Origin of the sequence: Phenylobacterium sp., from assembly GCF_030681155.1 — a bacterium.
Lineage (GTDB): Bacteria > Pseudomonadota > Alphaproteobacteria > Caulobacterales > Caulobacteraceae > Phenylobacterium.
In genome coordinates this window covers 57615-79847 of record NZ_JAUXXE010000068.1, presented here as the reverse complement: position 1 = coordinate 79847, position 22233 = coordinate 57615, and the positions used below count along the sequence as shown (strand labels likewise).

Below are 22233 nucleotides of genomic sequence, written 5' to 3'. Positions count from 1 at the left end.
ACGCCACTATGCCGCGCCTTGCCGACTGGAGAGCAAGGGATTAAGCCAAGTCCTTTCGCAGTTGCAGCATTTTTAGAGACCCCATGGAAACGCCGGAAATTCTCGTCGAAACCCTCGCCCTCGAACGCATCGAGGTGAATCTCTTCCGTGGTGTTTCCCCTGAGGACGGCCCCGGCCGGATTTTCGGCGGCCAAGTGATCGCCCAGTCGCTGCTGGCGGCCTATGAGACGGTCGAAGACCGGATCTGCCACTCCCTGCACTGCTATTTCATCCGTCCAGGCGATCCGCGCATCCCGATCCTGTTCGAGGTCGATCGCTCGCGCGATGGCGGCACCTTCACCACCCGCCGCGTGATCGCAGTCCAGAACGGCAAACAGATCTTCAATCTCGCCGCCTCGTTCCAGGTGGCCGAGGAGGGTTTCGAGCACCAGGCCCCGATGCCCGACGTTCCGGGTCCGGAGACCTACGCCGCCGAGGCCGACGCTCAGAAGGCCAAGATGCTGGAAAACGCGTCTGAAGAGATGCGGCGGATGATGAACCGTCCGCGTCCGATCGAGATGCTGGGTCGCGACAACTATGGCTTTGGCCGCAAGCCCAAGGCGGGCGAACCCAAGAGCGACACCTGGATGCGGGCCGTGGCGCCGATCGGCGACGAGGCGCGCATGCATCAAGTGATCCTGGCCTACGCGTCCGACATGAACCTGCTGTCGACCGCGATGCGGCCGCACGGCGTCGCTTGGCAGACGCCGGGCCTGCAATCGGCCAGCCTCGACCACGCCATGTGGTTCCACAAGCCGTCGAACTTCAACGACTGGCATCTCTATACCCAGGACAGCCCCAGCGCTTCGGGCGGTCGTGGGTTCGTGCGCGGCGCGATCTATGACGCCAAGGGCGAACTGGTCGCCTCGGTGGCCCAAGAGGGCCTGATGCGGCTGAAGAAGTAGGACGTGGCGCCGGCCTCGTTGAGGGGCCGGCCACCGATCGTGTGGAGCGCCGAGGGCGCGAGGGTGTAATCTGTCCTGATGGATGATCTGACCAGCGGCCAAATCGAAGCCTTGCGGGATTTGGCGCGGAAGCGGGACGGCGAGCCCGTGCCGTTTGTGAACATCGCCGACGCACGCGCCCTGACCGAACTGGGCATGGCGGAGCGCAGCCGCGAGGGCTGGAACATCACCCCGGCAGGGGCCGCTCTGCTGGCCCGGATGGCGGCCAGCTAAGTCCACACCCAATACCGCTCCTCCTGGCGAAAGCCGGGATCCAGATGGAGTAGTTCAGATGTGGGTTCTACAGGTTCCGAGCTGATCCAATCGACCGCGGACCCATGAGATCTGGGTCCCGGCTTTCGCCGGGATGAGCGGGGGTGAGTTTACTCAATCCCAATCGAGCCTTGAGCTCAGTCCGCTTCCGGCATCGTAGGTTCGTCTTCGATCATCGTGGGCGGGGCGGCGATGATCTTGCCTTCGGCGATCCGCACCTGGGGCACGGCTTCGCGGGTGAAGGGCAGCCACCAGCTGGCGCCGGCTTTCGGCTGGATTTCCAGCAGGTCGCCCGCTCCGAAGTCCTGGACGAGCTTGACCTTGCCCAGCACTTCGCCGGCCTCAGTCTCGACGGTCAGGCCGATCAGGTCGGCGAGATAATACTCGTCTTCCTCGGGCTCGGGCAGGACGTCACGAGTGATGTAGAGCTTCAGGCCGCGCATGGCTTCGGCGGCGTTGCGATCATCGACGCCCTTCAGGCGCGCCACAAGACCGCCCTTCACCGGCCGAGCCGAGGCGATGACGACAGCCGGGCTCCCATCCTGCCGCAGCAGGTTGCGATAGTTGGCCAACGCCATTGGATCGGCGGTGAAGGTGGTGATCTTCAGTTCGCCGCGGACGCCATGGGCGCCCCCGATCTGAGCGACAAGAAGGAGATTGCGCGACTCGTCGCTCATGACCGTGGTTCCAAAACTCGCTCACCCCGACCTTGGCCGGGGCCCAAACTATAGCGCCGCCTGGGTCCCGGCTTTCGCCGGGATGAGCGGTATCGGTATTAGCCTTCGGTCTTTTCGGCGTCGGCCGGAGCGGCTTCTTCAGCAGCGGCCGGAGCTTCTTCAGCGGCCGGAGCAGCTTCTTCAGCAGCCGGAGCTTCGGCGGCGGGAGCTTCTTCGACAACGGGTTCCGGTTCCGGAGCCGGCTGAGCGGCGGCTTCGGCGGCGGCCGCGGCGCGGTCGGTTTCGCGTTGAGCGCGCTCTTCAGCACGTTCCTTGGCCTTTTGACCCGGGACGGCCTTTTGCGGGTTGTTGCCGTGTTCCCACTTCACCAGGCCGGCTTGGGCCAGGAAACGCGCAACGCGGTCGGTCGGCTGGGCGCCCTTGCCGATCCACTCTTGGATGCGCTCGATCTTCAGCGTCACGCGCGTCGGATCTTCCTTCTTCAGCATCGGGTTGTAGGACCCGACCTTTTCGATGAAGCGGCCGTCGCGGGGCGAGTGGCTGTCAGCGATGACGATCGAGTAGTAGGGGCGCTTCTTGGCGCCGCCACGGGCGAGGCGAATCTTGAGCATGGTTAGTCCTTTGTAAGCTCTAGGATTTCTTGAAGGGATTGAGGCCCGGCAAGCCGCCGAGGCCGGGAAGCTTCGGCAGGCCGGACCCGAGGCCGGGCAGTCCGCCCGGTTGGCCGGCGAGCTTGCCGAGTTCTTCCAATTGCTTGGGATCGGGCGTCGGCATCTTGCCGCCGCCCATGGCTTTCAAACGGTCCATACCGCCGCCGCCCATCATGCCGGCCATGCGGGCGAAGCCCTTGCCGCCGTCACGGCTCATCATCTTGAAGGCGTCGGCCATCTGGCGATGCTGCTTGAGCAAGCGGTTGACCTCGGCGACGTCGACGCCGGCGCCCTTGGCGATCCGGCGCTTGCGCGAGGCCTGCAGGATGTCGGGCTTCTTCCGCTCCTGCTTGGTCATCGAGGAGATGATGGCCTGCTGGCGATCGAGGGTCTTGTCGGAGATGTTGGCTTCGGCGAGCTGCTTCTTGGCCTTCTGGACCCCGGGCAGCATGCCCATCAGCCCTTCCATGCCGCCCATCTTCTTCATCTGGGCGAACTGCTCGGACATCATGTCGAGGTCGAACTGGCCCTTGGCCAGCTTCTTGGCCATGGCCTCGGTCTTGGCCACGTCCAGGTCCTGGGAGGCCTTCTCGACCAGGGCGACGACGTCGCCTTGTCCGAGTATCCGGCCCGCGACCCGGCGGGCATCGAACACGTCCAGGCCGTCGATCTTTTCCGAAACGCCGAGGAACTTGATCGGCAGGCCGGTGACCGCGCGCATCGACAGAGCAGCGCCGCCGCGGCCGTCGCCGTCGGCCCGCGTCAGCACCAGGCCGGTCAGCGGCAGGCGTTCGTGGAAGGCCTTGGCGGTGCGAACTGCGTCTTGGCCGGTCAGGCTGTCGGCGACCAGCAGTGTCTCGGCCGGGTTCGCGATCTTCGCGATCTCGGCCGCTTCGCTCATCATCGCCTCATCGAGCGTCGTGCGCCCGGCGGTGTCGAGGATGAGGACGTCGTAGCCTTGCAGGCGCGCGGCCGACATGGCGCGCTTGGCGATGTCGGTAGCCGCTTGGCCGGCCACGATCGGCAGGCTCTCGACGCCGGCCTGGGTCGCCAGCAGGGCGAGCTGCTCCATGGCGGCCGGACGGCGAGTGTCGAGCGAGGCCAGCAGGACTTTCTTACGGTCCTTGACGAGCTTCAGGGCCAGCTTGCCGGCCGTGGTGGTCTTACCCGACCCTTGCAGGCCGGCCATCAGGATCACGGTCGGCGGATTGAGGGCGAGGTTCAGGCCCTCGGGCTCCTCGCCGCCCAGCATTTCGATCAGGCCGTCATAGGTGATCTTGACGACCTGGTCGGCGGGGCGGATCGAACGGATCACCTCCTCGCCGGTGGCCCGTTCCTTTGCCTTGGAGATGAATTCGCGAACGACGGGCAGGGCGACGTCGGCCTCAAGCAGGGCGACACGCACCTCGCGCAGGGCTTCGTCGATATCCTTTTCCGAAAGTACGCCACGCCCGGACAGGCGGTCGAATACCCCGGAAAGCCGATCTGTAAGTGCGTCGAACACGCGGTGAAACTCCTGTCGGCCCAAACGCAATCGACCCCCGTGGACGATCACGTCGACGGGGGGCCTCTCCGCCCTCGTCCTGCATCAGTCGCAGGGGTCGTGGCGGTGGAGGGCGCGAATGCTATGCGCCAGAAGGGCGCGCTTATGCGCCTGTGGACGGATTAGGTCAAGGATTGAGCGTTCTGGCCGCGCCCACGCTCGTCATCCTCCGGGCTCGCGTAGCGAGATCCGAGTGACCCAAGCTGAGTTTCAGAACTTGCTCGGCCGCTTGGGTTCCCCGGATCAGCCTGCGGCTGACCGGAGGATGACGGGCGTGGGCATGGCGCCTTGACGGGCAACCAAATGGTTGCCTATTGTTCGCGCCATGGATGACGTCTTCCGCGCCCTTGCCGATGAAAGCCGCCGCGCTCTGCTGGATGCGCTGTTCGCGCGCAATGGCCAGACCCTGGCCGAGCTGACCGCCGGCCTGCCGATGTCACGGCAGGCGGTGACCAAGCATCTGGCCATCCTGGAAGGCGCCAACCTGATCAGCGTCGTGCGGCGCGGTCGCGAGAAGCTGCACTATCTGAACCCCGTGCCGATCGGCGAGATCGTCCGCCGCTGGGTGGGCAAGTTCGAGGACGTCCGCCTGGACGCCCTGACCGACTTCAAAGAACAGATCGAAACCAAGCAGGAGAAGCGTCGTGCCTGAGCGCGCCCCGAACTTCGTCTATGTCGTCTATATCGCCGCCAGTCCGGAGACGGTCTGGAACGCGCTTATCGAGCGTGACCTGACCAAGGCCTATTGGGAGCACTACAATGTCTCGGATTGGAAGCAGGGCTCGCCTTGGCGGCACGTGCGGCTGGACGAGAGCGGCACGGTCGATCTGATCGGCACGGTCGTTGAGATCGATCCGCCCAGCCGCATGGTCATCAGCTGGGGGACGCCGAGCGACCCGCAGGACGAGTCGCGGCACTCGAAGGTGACCTTCGATATCTCGCCGGTGGGGCCCAACGCCAAGCTGACCGTGACCCATAGCGACTTGGAAGCCGGGTCGGGGATGGCGAGCGGGATGGCCAAGGGTTGGCCGGCGGTGCTGTCCAACCTCAAGACCCTGCTGGAAACCGGGCGGACGCTTGAGGGCAATCTCTGGGATTGAGCGGGTTGGGAAGGCGTGGAGGGGCGTCTTCGCGCCCCTCCACGCCATGCTCCCTAGCTCTGCACGACCCATTCGCCGTTGCCGCCCTTGCAGGCGGTGTGGCGCTGGGTTTCCGGCGCGCCGCCTTGGGTGCGGATCGTCTGGTCGAAGGTGCGGCAGGTCTCGGCGCCGCTGGCATAGGTCTGGCCGTTGCTGACCGGCCTGACGACGCTCTGGGCGACGTAGCCTATCGCCACGCCGTCGCGGCCCGCGAGGATCCAGTCACCGCCGCTGACGCGCGCCACGGCGTCGATGGTTTCGCCAGGGCGCAGCTTGCCGACCACCGGGGCCGAGGTCGAGGGGCCACCGCGCAGATTGACTGTGTTGGCTGACTTGTAGCGGCCGCCGGCGGCGGCGTAGTTCGACACCGGTTCAACGCCGGCGGCGAACCGCATTCCGCTCATCGAAACCGGCGGATAGTTCGAGGATTGGCTGGTGCTGGTCGAGACTACCCGCACATCGCCGGACGCGCCCGTCTGCGGGTTGCTCCAGCTTTGCGAGCCGCCGCGGTCCAGGGCGTTCTGGGCGGCGATCTGGGCCTTCTGCTGGTCGCTGCGCTGCATGCGGCAACCGACATAGGAGCCTGCGGCCGCGCCGGCCGCCGCGCCGAGCACAGTGCCGAGGCCGCGTTCATTCTTCGCGAGGTTGTTGCCGAGCACGCCGCCGACCAAGCCGCCGATCACCGCGCCGCCGGTCTGTTTGTTGCCGCCGGCGTCACAGCCGAAAATCGAGGAGAGCGGATTGCCCTGGCGCATGGTCGGCTGGGCGTAGGCCGAGGCCGGAAGGGCGAGAGTCACGGCCAACAGGGCCGCGGTAAAATTCGATGGGCGCATATGTATTCCTGAACGAGACGAGGGCGCGTCGGGACGAGCGCAACAAGCTTTGCTGGAAAATGCGCGCGGGGGTCGTTTCGTTCCAGGACCCTGGGCCTCTGGGGGCCATCACCATGTGTATCGTCCCGGCGGCAGGCGCCGGGACGAACGCTGAGGCGCCGATCAGGTAGTCGGGAAGCCCTTGTCGCGGAGATAGGCCGTCACATCGACGTCGCGGCCCATCATGTTGCGATAGGCGATCGCCGGGTCGATGGAGTTGCCGACGCTCATGACGTTGTCATGCAGCTTCTTGGCCATCGCCTTGTCGTACATCCCGCCGGGCGAGGCCTTGAAGGCGTCGACCACGTCGAGAGCCAGGGTCTCGGACCACAGGTAGCTGTAGTAGCCGGCCGAATAGCCGTCGGACGCGAAGACGTGGCCGAACTGCGGGGTGCGGTGACGCATGACCACCTGAGGCGGCATGCCGAGCTTGGTCAGTTCGTCGCGCTCGAAGGCGTCGGGATCGATGTCCGCTCCGCCGGCGAGGTGCAGCTTCATGTCGATCAGCGCCGAGGACAGGTACTCGGTGACGTCGAAGCCCTGGCGGAAGGTCTTGGCCTTTTCCAGTTTGTCGACGAGGGCCTGCGGAATCGGCTCGCCGGTCTTGTGGTGCAGGGCGAACTTGGACAGCACCTGCTTGGTCGGCAGCCAGTGCTCGTTGATCTGGCTGGGGAACTCCACATAGTCGCGGGCGACCGCGGTACCCGACACCGTCGGATAGTTCACATTCGAGTTCAGGCCGTGGATGGCATGGCCGAACTCGTGGAACATTGTCTCGGCGTCGTCCCACGAGATCAGCACCGGCTCGCCGGGCGCGCCCTTCACGAAGTTCGAGTTGTTGGAGACGATCGTGGTGATCGGCTTGTCGAACTTCTGTTGGTTCCGATAGGCGTTCATCCAGGCGCCGGAGCGCTTGCCGGTCCGCGCATAGGGGTCGAAGTACCAGAGGCCGATATGCTGGCCGTCGCGGCCCTTGACCTCCCAGATGCGGATGTCGGGGTGAGCGACCGGCAGGCCTGAGACCTGCTCGAAGCTGAAGCCGTAGACCTCGCCCGCGGCCCAGAACATGCCCTCGCGCAGCTTCTCCATCTGCATGTACGGCTTGATCTGGTTCATGTCGAGGTCGTAGCGGGCGCTGCGGACCTTCTCGGCGTAGAAGCGGTAGTCCCAGGGCTCGATCTTGACGCCGGCCTTCTCCTGATCGGCGATCGCCTGCATCTCGGCGACCTCTTCCTTCACACGCGCGATGGCCGAGGGCCAGACCCGCATCATCAGCTCCATGGCTGCGTCGGGCGTCTTGGCCATGGCGTTGTCGAGGCGCCAGTGGGCGTGGGTCGGGAAGCCCAGCAGCTGGGCGCGCTCGTAGCGCAGCTTCAGGATCTTCTGGATATTGGCGTTGTTGTCCTTGGCGTCGCCGTTGTCGCCGCGGCTGTAGTAGGTGCGCCAGACCTTCTCGCGCAGATCGCGGCGCTTCGAATAGGTCAGGAATGGATCCATCGAGGACCGGGTGTTGAGGAAGGCGTACTCGCCCTTGCGACCACGTTCCTCGGCCGCGGTCGCGGCGGCGGCGCGGACGTCGTCGGGCAGGCCGGCCAGCTCGCTCTCGGTGCGCAGATAGAGGACGTAGTCGGTCTCGTCGGCCAGCAGGTTCTGGCTAAAGTTGGTGAACAGGCCAGCCAGTTCCTGGTTGATCTGGGCGACGCGCGCCTTGTCGGCGGGCGACAGCTTGGCGCCGGCGCGCACGAAGCGGTTCCAATACACCCAGGTCAGGCGCTGCTGCTCGGGCGTCAGCTTGGCGCGGTCGTTGTAGACGGCCTCGATACGCGCGAAGAGCTTGGCGTTCTGCAGGGTCTCGTCGCTGTGCGCCGACAGCTTGGGCGACATTTCCTTCTCGATGGCGCGCATCTCCGGGGTCGAGAGCGTGCCGCTCCAGATGCCGTAGAAGGTGTCGACCCGGTCGAGCATGCCGCCAGAGCGTTCCAGGGCCGCGATGGTGTTGTCGAAGGTCGGCTTGGCGCGGTTGTTGGCGATCGCGTTGATCTCGGCCGTGTCGGCCTTCATCGCGGCGGTCAGGGCCGGAACGAAGTCGGCGGTCGCCACCTTGTCGAAGGCCGGAACGCCGCCATAGGGACCGATCCACTCCGCGGTCATGGCGCTGGCGCCGGCCTGGGCGAGTGCGCTGATGGGCAGGGTCGCGGCAGCGGCGAATGCGCCAGATGCGGCAAGGAACGTGCGCCGTTTCATAGGGTCTCCGGAGAAGCTCAAGCGAAGTTGGCCGGACCTTAGGGTCAACCATGCCGCACGTCACATGACGGGCTTGTAATGTGACGTTAGATCGCGCTCAGCGGGACCTGGTCCTGGATCTGCGCAGCCCGCAGCGCCGATTCCCGGCTGATGCGCTCGGCGTCTTCCGGCGTCAGCCCGAAGGTGACGAGCAGGAGCGCCACGACGCGCTCCTTGTGCTCAGGCGTGGCCAGGCCAAGCAGGATGTCGCGCTGAACCATGCGGCTGGTTCCGAACGTCAGGCTGCGGACCGCCAGCGGGTCGGCCGGGCGGAACTCGCCGGCGGCGACGCCCTCGCGATACATGCGGTCGAAGCTCTCTTCCATCGCCGGGGTGCGCCCCAGCCGCGTGGCGTCCAGCCGCATCACGACCCAGCCCCAGGCCGGGTCGTGGCTGACCAGGGCGAAGTGGCTGTGAAGCCGGGTGGCGAGTCGAGAGGACGCCGGGATGCTGGACGGCAGATGGGCGTCGAGGACCGCCATCAGCGCGTCGGTCAGCTTGCGGCGGACCGCGCGCAGCAGGTCCTCCATCGTCGGGAAGTAGTTGTAGAAGGTGCCGCGCGAGACATCGGCGGCGGCTACGAAATCCTCGACCGACGAGGCGTCGGGACCCTTGTCGCCGATGACGACGATGGCCGCATCCAGCAAGCGCTCTCGCGTCTGCGCCTTGCGGTTCTCGGCGGCCGCGGCCCGGGCCTCGAGATTGACCCGCATGGGGCGACGGGGGGCGGTCAGGCTGCCTCGGGGAGGTATTGCTTCACGGCGTTGGCGGCGGCCAACGACAGCGGATCACTCTGTTGTTCCAGGATCTGAATCTCGTGCTCCAGCGCCGCGGTGATTTCGCGATGCGCCAGGGGCGACAGTTCCAGCAGCGCCTTGGTGGAGGCGCGCGCCAGCGCCAGGGCGGTGGCGAGGTCAACCTCGACCCCGATCACCCAGGTCGAGGCCGGATCTTCGGGGGTCAGGTTGTCTAGCGCGCGGGCGGGGAGGGCCATAGGTCTGGGGCTCGGTTCAGGTTGGGCGACGCAGAGCGGCGCGGAGGGCCTGCGTCGAAGGCCGCCCGCGGGCGATACGCACCACACTGTAAAGCTCGGACTGACAAATATGTCAGAATGACGTATTCGTCAATCCGAAATTCCGCAGTTCGGCGAACCGGGGCTGGTTCCGGCCGCATGGACGCCGATCCGCCTGAGGGGTACATTGGAGAGCATGGCTATTGGCGTTTTCGATTCCGGCGTGGGCGGCCTGTCCGTTCACCGTGCGCTCGTGCAGGCGATGCCGAACGCGGACTTTGTCTATTTGGCCGACCAGGCCAATGCGCCCTACGGCGGCCGTGACGGTGAAGAGATCGTCGATCTGACCCGGCGCGGTTGCGAGACCCTGTTCGCCCAGGGTTGCGACTTGGTGGTGCTGGCTTGCAACACCGCCTCGGGCATCGCCTTGCGGCGGCTGCAACAAACCTGGCTACCCGCCTATCGCAAGCAGATCGGCCGCCCGGTGAACATCCTGGGCATCATTGTTCCGACCATCGAGGCGGCCACCGGCGTGCCCTGGGAGCATGAGGCCGAGCGGCGCGGGGAGAAGGTCGAGAAGCTCGACATCCTGGCGGTGTTCTGCACCCCGGCGACAGCCCGTTCACGGGTCTATGAGATCGAGGTCGATAAGCGGCGGCAGGACGTGGCGGTGTTCGTCGAGCCTTGCCCGACCCTGGCGCCGATGATCGAGGCGGGGGCTGGAGCGGTCGAGCTGGCGACCGCCATCGAGGCCCATGTCGCGGCGATCACCAGCCGTATCGGCCGTGCGCCCGACCGGGCGATCCTCGGCTGCACGCACTATGAAATCGTCGCCGACATCTTCCGGGCGGCGCTCAAGCCGGGCACGCCGTTGATCCATCAGCCGGGCGCCACCGCCGAGGCCCTGGCGGACTATCTCGCCAAGCATCCGGAATACCGAGCGGGCGAAAGCGGCTTGCGCCGGTTCCTGACCACCGGAAAGCCCGGCGCCCAGCACACCTTGGTGGAGACTTTCTGGGGCGGGCCGCTGCGCTTCGAAGCAGCCTAGGGAGGTAAGGTCATGCGGTTGCTGTTGGCGGTGATGCTCGTAGCGGCCCCGATGGCCGCCCAGGCTGAAGTGACCGATCGATCGGCCGCCGGTTTCCAGATCCGCCATGTGGTCAATATCTATGCGCCGCAGGCCAAGACGCGCGCCGCGGTCCAGGACATCGGCCGGTGGTGGAGCGACGATCACACCTATTCCGGCAAGGCCAGCAACCTGTCGATCGATGCGGCCGGCTGCTTTTGCGAGAAACTTCCCGGCGGCTTCGTGCGGCATATGAGCGTGGTCTATTCGGACCCCGGCGCGCTGAAGATGTTCGGCGGGCTTGGCCCGCTGCAGACGACAGGCGCCGCCGGCCATCTGGGCTTCGAAGTGGCGAAGGCCGCTGACCCGGCCAAGAGCGTCCTGACCCTCACCTACAATGTCGGCGGCTACGCCAAGGGCGGGCTGGCCGAGACCTGGGCCGCGCCGGTGGACTTCGTGCTCGGCGCTCAGGTCGCCCGCCTGAAGAAATACATCGAGACGGGAAAGCCCGACTAGGCGAGGGCGGTCAGCACGTCGTCGAACCGCGCGCCCTCGACATAGGGCGCCAGGCTCGCGGAGGGCTGCAAACCGGCGCTCATGTCGGCGTCGGCCATGCGGCGCCCGACCTGGGTGGTGATCGGGATCACCCCGCTCCACAGATCGGCTTGCGTCCGCTCGGCACCGTGGTTCGACCCGCCGGACCGACACTTGGCCGACGCCTCCTCGATGAGCATCTCGACCAGTCCGATCTGCTTGATCTCGTTGTCGTGGGCGGGCGGCAGTTCAGCCGAGCGGCCTGGATAGAGCCGGTCGATAAAGGCGCTCATCGCCAGGCGCTTGGCCTCCAATCCCTCGACCTCCCGCGCCCGGCCAAAGACCATCACTGAGCGATAGTTCATGGAATGCGAAATGCCGGAGCGGGCCAGCACCAGCGCGTCCACATGGCTTACGGTCAGGCAGACGGGCAGGCCGCTGGCCTGGGCCTTGATCATCCGGCTCGCCGCCGATCCGTGCCAGTAGAGCTTGCGGCCTTCCCGCCAGTAGGTGGTGGGCGTCACGAACGGCTGGCCTTCCAGCACATAGCCGACGTGGCAAAGCACGCCGGCGTCGAGGATGGCGAACACCTCGGCTTCCTCATAGCTGGCGCGGTCCGGCTTGCGGCGAGCTTTTGACCTAGGGCTGAAGGCGTCGGTCATGGCGGTTCCTTTCGCAGGCCTGCCTAGCCGCCGAGCGGTCTGCTATGTAGATCCAGTTGACGCTAAAGCGCCGAACCACTTGCTGGGGAGATTCACCGCTGAGCTGGGCCGAGATCTATCCATGGCGATCGCCGGAGGCGGGCGCTCCTGTCATCCGCCAGGTCTATGACCAGGTGCGCGACGCCATTATGAGCGGGGCGCTCAAGCCGGGCGGCCGCTTACCGTCGAGCCGGGACTTTGCTGCACGCCTCGGCGTGGCGCGGGCCTCGGTGGTGGCGGCCTATGAGCAGCTCCTGGCCGAGGGCTATGCGGCCGCCCGCGGCGGCTCGGGCACCTATGTCTCTGAGGATCTGTCCGGCGTCGCCGAGCTGCGGCCCGCCGTGGTCGAGACGAGCCGCGCCCCGCCCAGCATTCCGGCGCGCGTTCGCGACCTCGACGAAATCGCCTTGCCCGAGCCAAGGCCGGAAGCGCGACTGTTCGCCACCGGCCGCACTCTGCTGGACGCTCGGGCGTTCGACGCCTGGTCGCGCTCGACCCGCCGGGCGTTGCGGACCTTGGGGCCGGTCCATTTCGGCTATTCCGATCCACGTGGCGACGCCGAGTTACGCGCCGCGATCGCCGATTATCTGCGCGCCGCACGTGGGGTGACCTGCACGCCCGATCAGGTGATCGTCACCGCCGGCGCACAGCATGCCGTCGATATCGCCGTGCGGGTGCTGCTCAAGACCGGCGACAAGGTCTGGAACGAGGATCCGGGCTATCTGGCCACCCGTCACGCCCTGGTCTCGGCCGGCGCCGAGGTCAGCTATGTGCCCGTCGACCGGTTCGGCATGGTCGTCGCCGCAGGCGTCGCCGCCGCGCCGGACGCCAAGGTGGCCTGCGTGACGCCCTCCCATCAGTATCCGCTGGGCGTCACGCTCTCGATGGGGCGCCGGCTGGAACTGCTGGCCTGGGCGCGAGACGCCGGCGCCTGGATCATCGAGGACGACTACGCCTCGGAGTTTCGCTACGACGGCCCGCCGCTGGCCTCGCTTCAAAGCCTCGATGGCGGCGAGCGCGTGATCTATGTGGGGACGCTGAACAAGGCGCTCTTCCCCGGTTTGCGACTTGGCTACGCGGTGGTTCCGCAGGCCTTGGCCGGGGCCTTCGCCAATGCGCGTCAATTGATGGATCGTCAGCCGCCGACCCTCACCCAGGCCATCGTGCTGGACTTCATGCGCGAGGGGCAGTTCGCCGCCCACATCCGGCGGCGGCGGATCGCCTACAAGGCGCAGCGCGACGTGCTCGCGGCCGAATTGTCGGCGCGGTTGGGGGCGGTGATGGAGGTCGAGGTTCCGGACGGCGGCATGCACATGATCGCCTATCTGAAGGGCGATCGCTCGGACCTGGAGGTCGAGGCGGCGGCCGCTGAGGCGGGTCTGTCGGTGCGGGCCATCAGCCGGCTCTATCGCCAGGCTCAGCCCCGTTCAGGTCTGATGCTGGGCTTCACCGGCTTCCCCGCCCGCGCGATGGCGGGCGGGGTCGCACGATTGGAGAAGGCGCTGACCTAGGACGCCGCGGCGGCTTCGGCCGCGATCACGCGGCTGACGGCGTTGACCACGGCGCCGATGCGCAGGGCCGCCTGGATAGAGGTGTTGGGGACGCTGTGCTTCTTCAGTTCGGACTCGTGGGCGTCCAGGCACATGCCGCAGCCATTGATGGCCGAGACGGCGGTGGACCAGAGTTCGAAGTCGACCTTGTCCACGCCCGGATTGGCAAGGATGTTCATCCGCAGCTTGGCCGGCAGGGTCTTGTACTCGCTGTTCGAGAGCAGGTGCAGCGTGCGGTAATAGACGTTGTTCATGCCCATGATCGCGGCGGCGGCCTTGGCGGCGGTGGCCGCTTCCTCGGAGAGGCCAGCTTCGCGCGCGGCGGCGTCGATGGCCTTGATCACTGCGGGCGTGCCGACGGCGTAGGCCGAGGCGACAAACGTGCCCCACTTCTGCTGGTCGTTCAGGAGGGTTTCCGAGGCCAGGCTCGACAGGTTGAGGCTCAGGTCCTTGGCATAGGCGGGCAGCGACTCACGCAGGGCGTCGAGCGACATGGCAGACTCCGAATTCGTATAAAAAGGGGGTCCGGGAGGCGCGGGGAGATCGCGCGCTCCCGGACGAGGCGACGTAGGAGCAGCTCAAGCTCGTGCGAGCTGCTCCCTAAAGGGCTGGAGGACCCTTACGCCGCCAAGGTGTCGCCGCCAACCGCACGGTTGCACGGGCACAGTTCGTCGGTCTGCAGGGCGTCGAGCACCCGCAGGGTGTCGGCCGGGTTGCGGCCCACGTTCAGGTTCGTCACGTAGACGTGCTGCACGACGTTGTGCGGGTCGACCACGAAGGTGGCGCGCAGGGCGACGCCCTCGTCTTCGTTCAGGACGCCGAGCGCACGGGCGAACTTGCCGGAGTTGTCGGCGAAGTTCCAGATGGGCAGGCTGTTGAGGTCCGGGTGCTCCCGGCGCCAGCCGAGCTTGGAGTGCTCGTTGTCGGTCGAACCGCCGAGAACGACCGCGTCACGTTCGTCGAACTGGCTGTTCAGACGCGCGAATTCGGCGATCTCGGTCGGGCAAACGAAGGTGAAGTCCTTCGGATAGAAGAAGATAACCTTCCACTTGCCGGGGAAGGATTCGTTGTTGAGGGTCTCGAAGGCGCTTTCGCCGTTTTCCTCATGACGGTTGAACTTCGGCTTCACACCGACAACCTTGAACTCCGGCAGCTTTTCGCCAACGCCCAGCATGTGTTTCTCCATTTGATTTGAACTGTTCGGCCGAAGCCGTGACGCTGAGATAGGGATCCAACTGGCAAATAGCCAATCGATTGTTTCTGGAACTTGGATAGAAATTTCCTATGTGTTGTCCATGAACCTGCCGACCCTGCGACAGCTGCAATATCTCAAGCTCTTAGCCGAGCATGGCTCCTTCGGCCGCGCCGCCGAGGCCGCGCACGTAACCCAGCCTACGCTCTCGGCAGGCGTCCAGGAGCTTGAGAAAATCCTCGGCGGACCGGTGGTGGATCGCGCGCGGTCGGGCGTGATTCTGACGGCGGTCGGCGAGGTCGCGCTCTCGCGCGCCACCACCATCCTCAACGAGGCCGAGGAGATGGTGCAGTCGGCGCGCAACGCCGGCCATCCGCTGACCGGCCGCTTCCGGCTCGGGGTCATTCCCACCGTGGCGCCCTATCTGCTGCCCAAGGCCCTGCCCCTGCTGCGCGCGCGGTTTCCGAAGCTGCGGCTCTATCTGCGCGAGGATCTGACCCACCGGCTGATCGCCCTGCTCAAGGCCGGCCAGCTCGATGCGGCCTTGATCGCCCTGCCCTACGACATGGCCGGTCTGGCCCATGCTCACGTTTCCAATGATGAACTGCTGGCCGCCCTGCCCAGCACCCATCCGCTCGCCAACGCCGCCGAGGCCCCGCCCTCGGCCATGGAGACCGACGACCTGATCCTGCTGGAAGACGGGCACTGCCTGCGCGACCACGCGCTTGCGGCCTGCGGCCTGCGTCCGCCCAAGGCGACTGGGGAGGAGGAAGCTTTCGCCGCCACTTCGCTGCCGACCTTGGTGCAGATGGTGGGGTCGGGCCTGGGCGTGACCTTCCTGCCGGCCATGGCGGTGGCGGCGGGCCTGGCCGACACCGCCGACGTCTCGGTGATGCCCCTTCAAGCCGACCACCCCAGCCGCGAGATTGTCGTGGCCTGGCGGGCCGGGTCCAGCCGCGCCGCCGAAGGGCGCCTGCTGGCCGAGACCCTTCGCGGGGCCTGAGTCCCTTCTCCTCTCCCCCCTGGGAGAGGAATGGGCCTGCTCTATCCCGCCTTTCGCGCGCGTCTCCTCTCCCCGCCGGGGAGAGGTTGGGTGAGGGGGCTTTCGGCCTTACCGCTTTTGATGATCGCTTTTCAGCAGAGCGCCGCTGCGCAGCGCCCCCTCACCTGGCCTCTCCCGAGGGAGAGGAATGGGTGGTGCGCGCGGGCCCTTTCAAAAACTATCTAAGATATATCTTGAATTCCGATCTGATCGCGATATATCTCGCATATCGACATATCTAAATAGGATCTAAAATGTATCGACATCACATGAAGCGACATGAACACGAACACCGGGCCCGCGGCTCGTTTGGCGGCTTTGGCCGCGGCGGCGAGCGCCACGGACATGGTCCGCGCGGCGGCGGGGGCCGGATCGGCCGCCTGCTTGAGCACGGCGACCTGCGCTTCGTCATCCTGGCCCTGCTGAAGGACAAGCCGGGCCACGGCTATGAGCTCATCCGCGCCCTCGAAGAGCGCACCGGCGGCGCCTACCGGCCCAGCCCGGGCGTGATCTATCCGACGCTGAGCCTGCTGGAGGACGAAGGTTTCGTTCGTCAGACCGGCGCCGAGGGCGGTCGCAAGGCCTATGAGATCACCGACACCGGCTCCGAGGCGCTGGAACGGAACCGGCCTGCGGTGGATGCGGTTTTTGCTCGGTTGGACGAGGCGGCTCAATCCTCGCCCCGGTCTTCGCCGCGCGTCGAGCGCGCCATGCAGAACCTGGCCGTCGCCTTGAGACTGCGACTGCAGGGCGAGCGCCCGACCGACGAACAGATCGACGCCATCGCCGCGGCGATCGACGAGGCCGCCGCCAAGATCGAACGGGTTTGAGCATGGAGACCAAGATGAAATCCAGCGCCACCATGCCCACGGCCGAGGCCCAGCGCTACATGGTGCAACTCTGCAAGCACTTCGGCCACAAGGTCCCGGCCACCTACGAGGGCCATGAAGGCCGGATCACCTTCGAGATGGGGGAGGCGTCGATGCGCGCCTCGCCCGAAACCTTGATGATCGTCAGCCAAGCCGCCGACGTCGAGGGGCTGGACCGGCTCGAAAAGGTCATGGAAAGCCACCTCAAGCGCTTCGCGTTCCGCGAGCCTGCGATGGCCGTCGATTGGCGCCGCGGGGCCTGAGCCCCGCGGACACCTTCGGCGTCTAGTTGATCGCCAGGGCGGACTTCACGGCCCGCCAGTCGACCAGCTTGAAGTTCTGACGCGTGCGCACGGTCGAGGCCGCTTCGCCATCGGTGTCGGCGTCGTCCTGCACCACGATCAGACCCTCGGGGAACGCGCCCACCGGGCCTCCCAGGGCGGCCAGGCCGTCAGTTCCGGTCACCGGATCGGCGCCGGCCCCGCCCACTACAGAGAAGCGGCCGGCATAGTCGGCCTGCGGGCCATCGACCCGCCAGACCGCGAACGCGCTGTCGCCCTGGCTTGACGCCAGCAGATAGGTCTTGGCCCCTTCGCGCAGCAGGGTCAGGCCCTCGACGTCGGGCTTCAGGATTTCGGACGGCGCGCCGGCCAGCAAGGTGCGGGCCGAACCGCTCTTGTGGTCGAGGTTGTAGCGCCAGATCCCCTTGGCCTCTTCGGCGATGAAGAGGGTTCCGGTCGCATCATCGATCACGCAGCCCTCTGACTGCGAGCCGACCGCAAAGGTCCGCGTCAGGATGAGGTTCGGCTTGCCGTCCTGAGCGGTGACCGTGAACTGGGCGATGTCGCCATCCTTGCCGACCATCACGGCGACGGTGTCGCCGCCCAGACGGCCCATGCAGAAGCCGTAGGGCTCGCTCACCTGCACCGGGAACACGCCCCAGGGCGTGACGTTCAGGCTGTCGGGGTCGAGCAGGAAGAAGGCGATGCCCATCCGCTTGCGGTCGCTGGCGCCCACCAGCACCTGCTCGCGGCCGGTGACCGTGAAGCCGTCCCGCAGATCGACATTGTTCAGCGGCCCCTCGGGCAGGAACTGACGGTCCTTGCCGTCCAGGCCGTAGACATAGAGCCCGGCCTGCTTGTCCGTGCCGAAGATCACGCCGCGCGATGGATCGCGCGGGTCGGCCCAGATTTCCGGGTCGTCGGCGGCGTCGCGGACCTGCGTGCCGACCGCCGCCGTTTCGCCGGCGGCGGGGACGGGAACGCCCGTGCCGATGGTCATGCCGGCCGAGTCCGAGACGCTTTCCGGATCAATGGCCGCGCAGGACGCGGTGAGAACAGACATTGCGGCTACTGTCGCAAAACTGATAGAAAATTGCCGAGAAACCGTCACTGGCCCCACTCCTTGCGCAAGATATATCCCCTGCGCTGCAAATCATGCTGTGCGGGGTCGGGTCAACCGTCCCGCGGGTCGGGGAACTAGATGACGAAATTTTCCTTGCTTGCCTGCGCCGCGATCGCGCCGCTTCTGTTGGCTTCGCCGGCCGCGGCCGATGACGCGGCCACGCCGGTGTCCGAGCTGATCGTGACGGGCGAGATCGCCTTCCGCAACCGGGCTCCCGACGTCAATCCGGTGCTCTCCTACGACCTCGAATACTTCCAGCGGTTCGAGCCGGTTTCGGTCGGTGAGATGCTGAAGCGCGTTCCGGGCGTGACCTTCACCTCGGACGTGCTGGAATTCGACGGCGTCTCGATGCGGGGTCTACCGCCCGGCTACACCCAGATCCTGATCAACGGCCGCCGCGCGCCCGGCGGCGAGGGCGACCGCAGTTTCTTCGTCGATCGCATCCCGGCCGAATTGGTCGAGCGCATCGAGATCATCCGCAGCCCCCGCGCCGACCAGCCCAGCGACGGCATGGCCGGCTCGCTGAACGTGGTGCTGAAGGAAGGCGCGACCCTGACGGGCGGCTTCGTCAAGGCCGGGGCCTTGATCAACGAGGACGGCAAGGTCCGTCCCTCGGCGGCTATCGCCTATGCGGGCGCCACGGCCTCGGGCGACACCACATACTGGGCGGGCCTGAACTATCAGGGGCGTCGCAACCCCAAGCAGAAGGTCAGCCTGCGCTATGACGGCGACTTCGGCGACTTCGACAATGTCGAGTACCAGAGCGACACCCGCGACGGCGTGGACATTTCCGGCAACGGCGAGATCACCCACCGGTTTGACGGCGGCAAGCTGCGGGCCTCGGGCCTGATCGTGAACACCAAGCGTGACGAGGACGAGACCTCGCTCACCTACAACGAATTGCCGCGCGGCGATTTCGACGAATTCGAAATCCAGGCCGAACGCATCAAGCAGAAGACCTACGCCCTGGACCTGGACGGCGAGTTCGACGCCGGCCCCGGCACGCTGGGGCTCGACCTCAGCTGGTCGCGCTACAAGGAAGACACCAAGACCAGCGTCGATGTGGGCGAGGAGGCGGACTTTTCCGACCGCGAACTGGACGAGTACGTCGATCTGGACATCAAGGACACCGAGTGGGGCGCCGGCGCCTTTTACAAGTTCAAGGCCGCCGCGGCCGACCTGAAGTTCGGCGTCGATTTCCTGAAAAAGACTCGCGACGGCTCTGAGGTCGAGTTCGACATCGACGACGGCGTCGTCGGCGATCCGGATCCTGCGCCGGGCGCGGTCTACACCGTCGAGGAACGCCGGATCGATCCCTACGTGCGGCTGACGCTCGAGCCGAACGACATGTGGACCTTCGACGCGGGCCTTCGCTACGAGACCGCCAAGCGCGACGTGACCAGCGATCTGGGCAAGGTGTCCAAGGACTCCGACGAACTGAACCCCTCGCTGCACGCGACCTTCAAACCCACCGATGTCGACCAGTTCCGCGCCTCGGTCGCCCGCACCGTTCGCCGGCCGGACTTCGATCTGCTCGCGCCGTATCTGGCCGAGGAAGAGCCGATCGACGACGACGATCTGCGCGGCAACCCGGCCCTCGACAACGAGACGGCCTGGGGGCTGGACGTCGGCTACGAGCGCCGCCTGGGCGCGCGCGGCGTGGTCGGGATCAACTTCTTCTATCGCGACATCAAGGACCTGATCGAACTGGTGGCGACCAGCGAGGTGTCGTCCTCGGGCCTTGGCCGGGTCTACGAGCCGCGCAACGTGGGGTCAGGCAAGACCTGGGGCGTCGAACTCGACTTCTCGACACCGCTGGACGTGGTCGGCCTGCCCAACACCGGGCTGTTCTTCAACTACACCTGGCTCGACAGCGAGGTGAAGGATCCCTTCACCGGCAAGAACCGCCCGTTCACCAACCAGCCCAGCTACGTCTACAACATCGGCTTCGTACACACGGTCCCGACCTGGAACGCCAGCTTCGGCGCCAGCCTCTATGATCGCGACATGGGCTTTGAGACCGGCCTCGATGAGGACGTGACGGTCGACTACGATCCGGACCTGGAGGCCTTCGTAGAGAAGCGTTTCGGCGACCGCTATGTGGTGCGCCTGGCGGCGATGAACCTGCTGGATAAGGAAAAGCGCGAGACCTACCGCACCTATGACGGGGACTCGGTGGACGAAATCCTGGCCAACCGCGCGGCGGGAAAAATCAACGACAGCGAACGCGAGAGCGAACGCTCGGGGGTGCTCTACCAAGTGACCTTCCGCGCGGCGTTCTAGAGGCCGCCCCCCTCACCCGACCTCTTCCCAGCGGGGAGAGGTTAGGTGAGGGGGCCGCGCAGCGGCGCGGGCTGCTTCAGTCCATGAGCTTCTGGCTGAGATACACGTAGTGCCGGGCCCAGCGCTTGGCGTTGAGCTCCGGGTCGGCGTCGTTGGCGTGCCCGCCGAAGGTGTTCTCGTAATAGAGATACGGGTAGCCGAGCGCCTCGAGCTTGGCGGCGAACTTGCGGGCGTGGCCGGGATGGACCCGGTCGTCGCGGGTGTTCGTGGTGACATAGGGCTCGGGGTAGTTCTGGCCGGGCTTCAGGTTCAGATAGCCGTCGTACTTGGCGATGAAGGCGTGGTCTTCCGGCACGTCCGGATCGCCGTATTCGCCGACCCACGAGGCCCCGGCCGAGAGCTTGTGGTAGCGCAGCATGTCGACCAGCGGGCTCTCGACCACCACGGCGTTCCAGAGCTCTGGATGCTGGGTCATCGAGACGGTGGTCAGCACCCCGCCGTTCGAGCGGCCGTAGATGCCGAGCCGGCGCGGCGAGGTGATCCTGCGCGCCTCCAGGTCGCGGGCGACCGCGGCGAAGTCGTCGAAAGCCAGCTGGCGTTTCTCGCGCAGCACCGACTGGTGCCAGGTGGGGCCGAACTCGCCGCCGCCGCGAATATTGGCGATCACATAGGCGCCGCCGTTCTCGAGCCACAGCTTGCCCATCTCCGGGATGTAGACCGGCGGCTTGGCGACCTCGAACCCGCCATAGCCGTACATGATCGTCGGCGTCGAGCCGTCCAGCTTGGCGGTCTTGGGGCGGACCACGAAGTAAGGGATCTTGGTCCCATCGGAAGAGGTCGCCCAATACTGGTCGACCCGGTCGCGTGAGGCGTCGAAGCGGGGCGGCAGGGTCTTTACCTGCTCGGCCTTGCCCGTGGCGCCGTCGGCCAGCCACAGGCTGCTCGGCGTCAGGAAGCTCTCGGCGGCGACAAACAGTTGATCGTCCTGGCCTGAGGTCGAGCGGATGGTGAGCGTGGCGTCCTTGGGCAGGGCCAGGCGGCGCGCCGCCCACTTGCCGCCGGCGAAGTCGTAAACGTCGACCGCGCCCTTGACGTCCTCCAGCAGTTCGACCGCCAGCAGGTTCTTGGTGTCGGCGACGTTCTGAATCGCCTGGCGCGGGCCGGGCTGGAAGATCAGCACCGGCTTCGCATCCAGCGCCTTCGGATCGTAGGCGATCAGGGCGCCGGGGCTGAAGCCGTTCCAGGTTTCCTGCAAGGTGAAGACGATGCGGCCGTCGACATAGGCCTGGTACTCGGCCTTCCGGGGCAGGGCGATGGGGGTGAGCTTGCCGCCTGCATAGAGGCTGTATTCGGATTCAAAGAAGGTGACGCCCCGCTGGACCAGGATACCGTCGACCTTGCCCTCGCCCCGCAGCACCGAGGCGCGGGCCGAAACGTCGGTCTGTTGGCCGCGGAAGATTTCCTGCGGCTGCCCGGTCCGGCCCACGATCTTGATCACATAGGCGTAGCCGGAATTGGTCACCTCGCCGGGCGTCCATTCGCGCCAGGCCACGAGGCTGCCGGAGTCGATCCAGTCCGCGCCCTGCTTGCCCTCGGCCGAGCGGAAACCGCCCTCGACGAAGCGCTTGGCCACGGTGTCGAACTCACGCAGTTCGATCGCGTCGCCGCCGCCGTTGGAGAGATGGACGAGGCAGGTGGTCTCGGCGGGCTTCAGGCAGGTCGCGCCCTTCCAGAACCAGTTGCGCCCTTCGTCGGCCGCCAGCTTGTCGATATCGAGCACGACGTCCCATGCCGGCGCGGCCGTACGGAACGAGGCCTGCGACGTATGGCGCCAGATCCCGTGGGTGTGGGTGGCGTCCTGCCAGAAGTTGTCGACGCCGCCGGCCCGGAAGGTCGGCTGCGGTATCCGGTCGGTGGCGGTGAAGATGGCCCGGCCGTCCTTGAGGAACCGGTCGTAGCGGGCGTCGCCCTCCAGGCGCTTTGCGGTCTTGGCGTTCTGCGCCTCGACCCAGGCCATGGCTCGGGGGGAATCGATGTCCTCAAGCCAGATGAAAGGGTCAGCTGAGGCCTGCGCTGGAGCTGCGTTCGGAGCCTGCGCGCCGGCGCTGGAGGCGGAGAGCAGGGCGCCTGCCAGCGCCACGGAAAGTAGTTTCATGGGCC

General features: G+C 66.5%; 23 protein-coding genes. 11 read left to right on the top strand and 12 right to left on the bottom strand.

Annotated features, from left to right (window positions below):
* Window positions 1-83: 83 nt before the first annotated feature.
* Complete coding sequence (locus tag Q8M13_RS17365; RefSeq protein ID WP_305301364.1) at window positions 84-944, top strand: acyl-CoA thioesterase II; 861 nt, start codon at window positions 84-86, stop codon at window positions 942-944.
* Window positions 945-1022: 78 nt separating this feature from the next.
* A complete protein-coding gene (locus tag Q8M13_RS17360; protein WP_305301362.1) occupies window positions 1023-1217 on the top strand; it encodes a hypothetical protein in 195 nt (64 codons plus the stop codon).
* 176 nt (window positions 1218-1393) lie between these two features.
* Here the strand turns inward: Q8M13_RS17360 and rimM are convergent, their stop codons facing one another.
* From rimM to ffh, 3 genes are all read right to left on the bottom strand, one after another.
* The gene (gene rimM, locus Q8M13_RS17355; protein ID WP_305301361.1) at window positions 1394-1933 is read right to left on the bottom strand and encodes a ribosome maturation factor RimM; all 540 of its coding nucleotides are present in this window, start codon (window positions 1931-1933) and stop codon (window positions 1394-1396) included.
* Window positions 1934-2031: 98 nt separating this feature from the next.
* Window positions 2032-2544, bottom strand: a complete 513-nt coding sequence (gene rpsP / locus Q8M13_RS17350) for a 30S ribosomal protein S16 (protein ID WP_305301360.1) — start codon at window positions 2542-2544, stop codon at window positions 2032-2034.
* Between the two features lie 19 nt (window positions 2545-2563).
* Window positions 2564-4087, bottom strand: coding sequence for a signal recognition particle protein (ffh, locus tag Q8M13_RS17345; RefSeq protein WP_305301358.1), 1524 nt, complete (start codon window positions 4085-4087; stop codon window positions 2564-2566).
* A 364-nt stretch (window positions 4088-4451) separates the two neighbouring features.
* Here ffh and Q8M13_RS17340 point away from each other — a divergent pair, with 364 nt between their 5' ends.
* Together Q8M13_RS17340 and Q8M13_RS17335 are read left to right on the top strand one after the other, a co-directional pair.
* Window positions 4452-4778: a helix-turn-helix transcriptional regulator gene (locus Q8M13_RS17340; protein ID WP_305301357.1), complete on the top strand. Its 327-nt coding sequence runs from the start codon at window positions 4452-4454 to the stop codon at window positions 4776-4778.
* A complete protein-coding gene (locus Q8M13_RS17335; RefSeq protein WP_305301356.1) occupies window positions 4771-5226 on the top strand; it encodes an SRPBCC family protein in 456 nt (151 codons plus the stop codon). Before Q8M13_RS17340 ends, Q8M13_RS17335 begins: the two co-directional genes overlap by 8 nt.
* A gap of 53 nt (window positions 5227-5279) precedes the next feature.
* Here Q8M13_RS17335 and Q8M13_RS17330 read toward each other — a convergent pair whose 3' ends face one another.
* From Q8M13_RS17330 to Q8M13_RS17315, 4 genes are all read right to left on the bottom strand, one after another.
* A complete protein-coding gene (locus Q8M13_RS17330) occupies window positions 5280-6098 on the bottom strand; it encodes an SH3 domain-containing protein (protein ID WP_305301355.1) in 819 nt (272 codons plus the stop codon).
* Between the two features lie 162 nt (window positions 6099-6260).
* On the bottom strand, window positions 6261-8381 hold the full coding sequence (locus tag Q8M13_RS17325) for a M3 family metallopeptidase (RefSeq protein WP_305301354.1): 2121 nt from the start codon (window positions 8379-8381) through the stop codon (window positions 6261-6263).
* 86 nt (window positions 8382-8467) lie between these two features.
* Window positions 8468-9133: a TetR/AcrR family transcriptional regulator gene (locus Q8M13_RS17320; protein WP_305301353.1), complete on the bottom strand. Its 666-nt coding sequence runs from the start codon at window positions 9131-9133 to the stop codon at window positions 8468-8470.
* Between the two features lie 17 nt (window positions 9134-9150).
* Window positions 9151-9414 (bottom strand): hypothetical protein, encoded by a 264-nt coding sequence (locus Q8M13_RS17315; RefSeq protein WP_305301352.1) that lies wholly within the window; start codon window positions 9412-9414, stop codon window positions 9151-9153.
* Window positions 9415-9628: 214 nt separating this feature from the next.
* On the opposite strand from Q8M13_RS17315, the gene Q8M13_RS17310 reads away from it, so the two are divergent.
* Window positions 9629-10480, top strand: coding sequence for a glutamate racemase (locus Q8M13_RS17310; RefSeq protein ID WP_305301351.1), 852 nt, complete (start codon window positions 9629-9631; stop codon window positions 10478-10480).
* A 12-nt stretch (window positions 10481-10492) separates the two neighbouring features.
* Window positions 10493-11014 (top strand): ATPase, encoded by a 522-nt coding sequence (locus tag Q8M13_RS17305; RefSeq protein ID WP_305301350.1) that lies wholly within the window; start codon window positions 10493-10495, stop codon window positions 11012-11014.
* Here Q8M13_RS17305 and Q8M13_RS17300 read toward each other — a convergent pair.
* Window positions 11011-11694: a pyridoxamine 5'-phosphate oxidase family protein gene (locus tag Q8M13_RS17300; RefSeq protein WP_305301349.1), complete on the bottom strand. Its 684-nt coding sequence runs from the start codon at window positions 11692-11694 to the stop codon at window positions 11011-11013. The two genes, Q8M13_RS17305 and Q8M13_RS17300, sit on opposite strands and share 4 nt — an antisense overlap.
* A 56-nt stretch (window positions 11695-11750) precedes the next feature.
* Here Q8M13_RS17300 and Q8M13_RS17295 point away from each other — a divergent pair, with 56 nt between their 5' ends.
* A complete protein-coding gene (locus tag Q8M13_RS17295; protein ID WP_305301348.1) occupies window positions 11751-13244 on the top strand; it encodes a PLP-dependent aminotransferase family protein in 1494 nt (497 codons plus the stop codon).
* Here the strand turns inward: Q8M13_RS17295 and Q8M13_RS17290 are convergent.
* Window positions 13241-13777 carry a carboxymuconolactone decarboxylase family protein gene (locus Q8M13_RS17290; RefSeq protein ID WP_305301347.1) on the bottom strand — a complete coding sequence of 179 codons (537 nt, stop codon included), beginning with the start codon at window positions 13775-13777 and terminating at the stop codon, window positions 13241-13243. The two genes, Q8M13_RS17295 and Q8M13_RS17290, sit on opposite strands and share 4 nt — an antisense overlap.
* 125 nt (window positions 13778-13902) lie before the next feature.
* Window positions 13903-14457, bottom strand: a complete 555-nt coding sequence (locus Q8M13_RS17285; RefSeq protein WP_305301346.1) for a peroxiredoxin — start codon at window positions 14455-14457, stop codon at window positions 13903-13905.
* 121 nt (window positions 14458-14578) lie between these two features.
* Between Q8M13_RS17285 and Q8M13_RS17280 the strand changes: the two genes are divergently transcribed.
* The 3 genes from Q8M13_RS17280 to Q8M13_RS17270 all read left to right on the top strand — a co-directional run bounded on the left by Q8M13_RS17280 (window position 14579) and on the right by Q8M13_RS17270 (window position 16649).
* The gene (locus Q8M13_RS17280) at window positions 14579-15478 is read left to right on the top strand and encodes a hydrogen peroxide-inducible genes activator (protein WP_305301345.1); all 900 of its coding nucleotides are present in this window, start codon (window positions 14579-14581) and stop codon (window positions 15476-15478) included.
* 308 nt (window positions 15479-15786) lie between these two features.
* Window positions 15787-16347 (top strand): PadR family transcriptional regulator, encoded by a 561-nt coding sequence (locus Q8M13_RS17275; RefSeq protein ID WP_305301344.1) that lies wholly within the window; start codon window positions 15787-15789, stop codon window positions 16345-16347.
* Window positions 16348-16361: 14 nt separating this feature from the next.
* Entirely contained in the window at window positions 16362-16649 is a 288-nt protein-coding gene (locus tag Q8M13_RS17270) for a DUF2218 domain-containing protein (RefSeq protein ID WP_305301343.1), read from the top strand.
* A 22-nt stretch (window positions 16650-16671) separates the two neighbouring features.
* Here Q8M13_RS17270 and Q8M13_RS17265 read toward each other — a convergent pair whose 3' ends face one another.
* Complete coding sequence (locus tag Q8M13_RS17265; protein WP_305301341.1) at window positions 16672-17730, bottom strand: phytase; 1059 nt, start codon at window positions 17728-17730, stop codon at window positions 16672-16674.
* Between the two features lie 138 nt (window positions 17731-17868).
* On the opposite strand from Q8M13_RS17265, the gene Q8M13_RS17260 reads away from it, so the two are divergent.
* Window positions 17869-20073: a TonB-dependent siderophore receptor gene (locus tag Q8M13_RS17260; RefSeq protein ID WP_305301339.1), complete on the top strand. Its 2205-nt coding sequence runs from the start codon at window positions 17869-17871 to the stop codon at window positions 20071-20073.
* 76 nt (window positions 20074-20149) lie between these two features.
* Here Q8M13_RS17260 and Q8M13_RS17255 read toward each other — a convergent pair whose 3' ends face one another.
* Window positions 20150-22228 (bottom strand): prolyl oligopeptidase family protein, encoded by a 2079-nt coding sequence (locus Q8M13_RS17255; protein WP_305301338.1) that lies wholly within the window; start codon window positions 22226-22228, stop codon window positions 20150-20152.
* Between the last annotated feature and the right edge of the window lie 5 nt (window positions 22229-22233).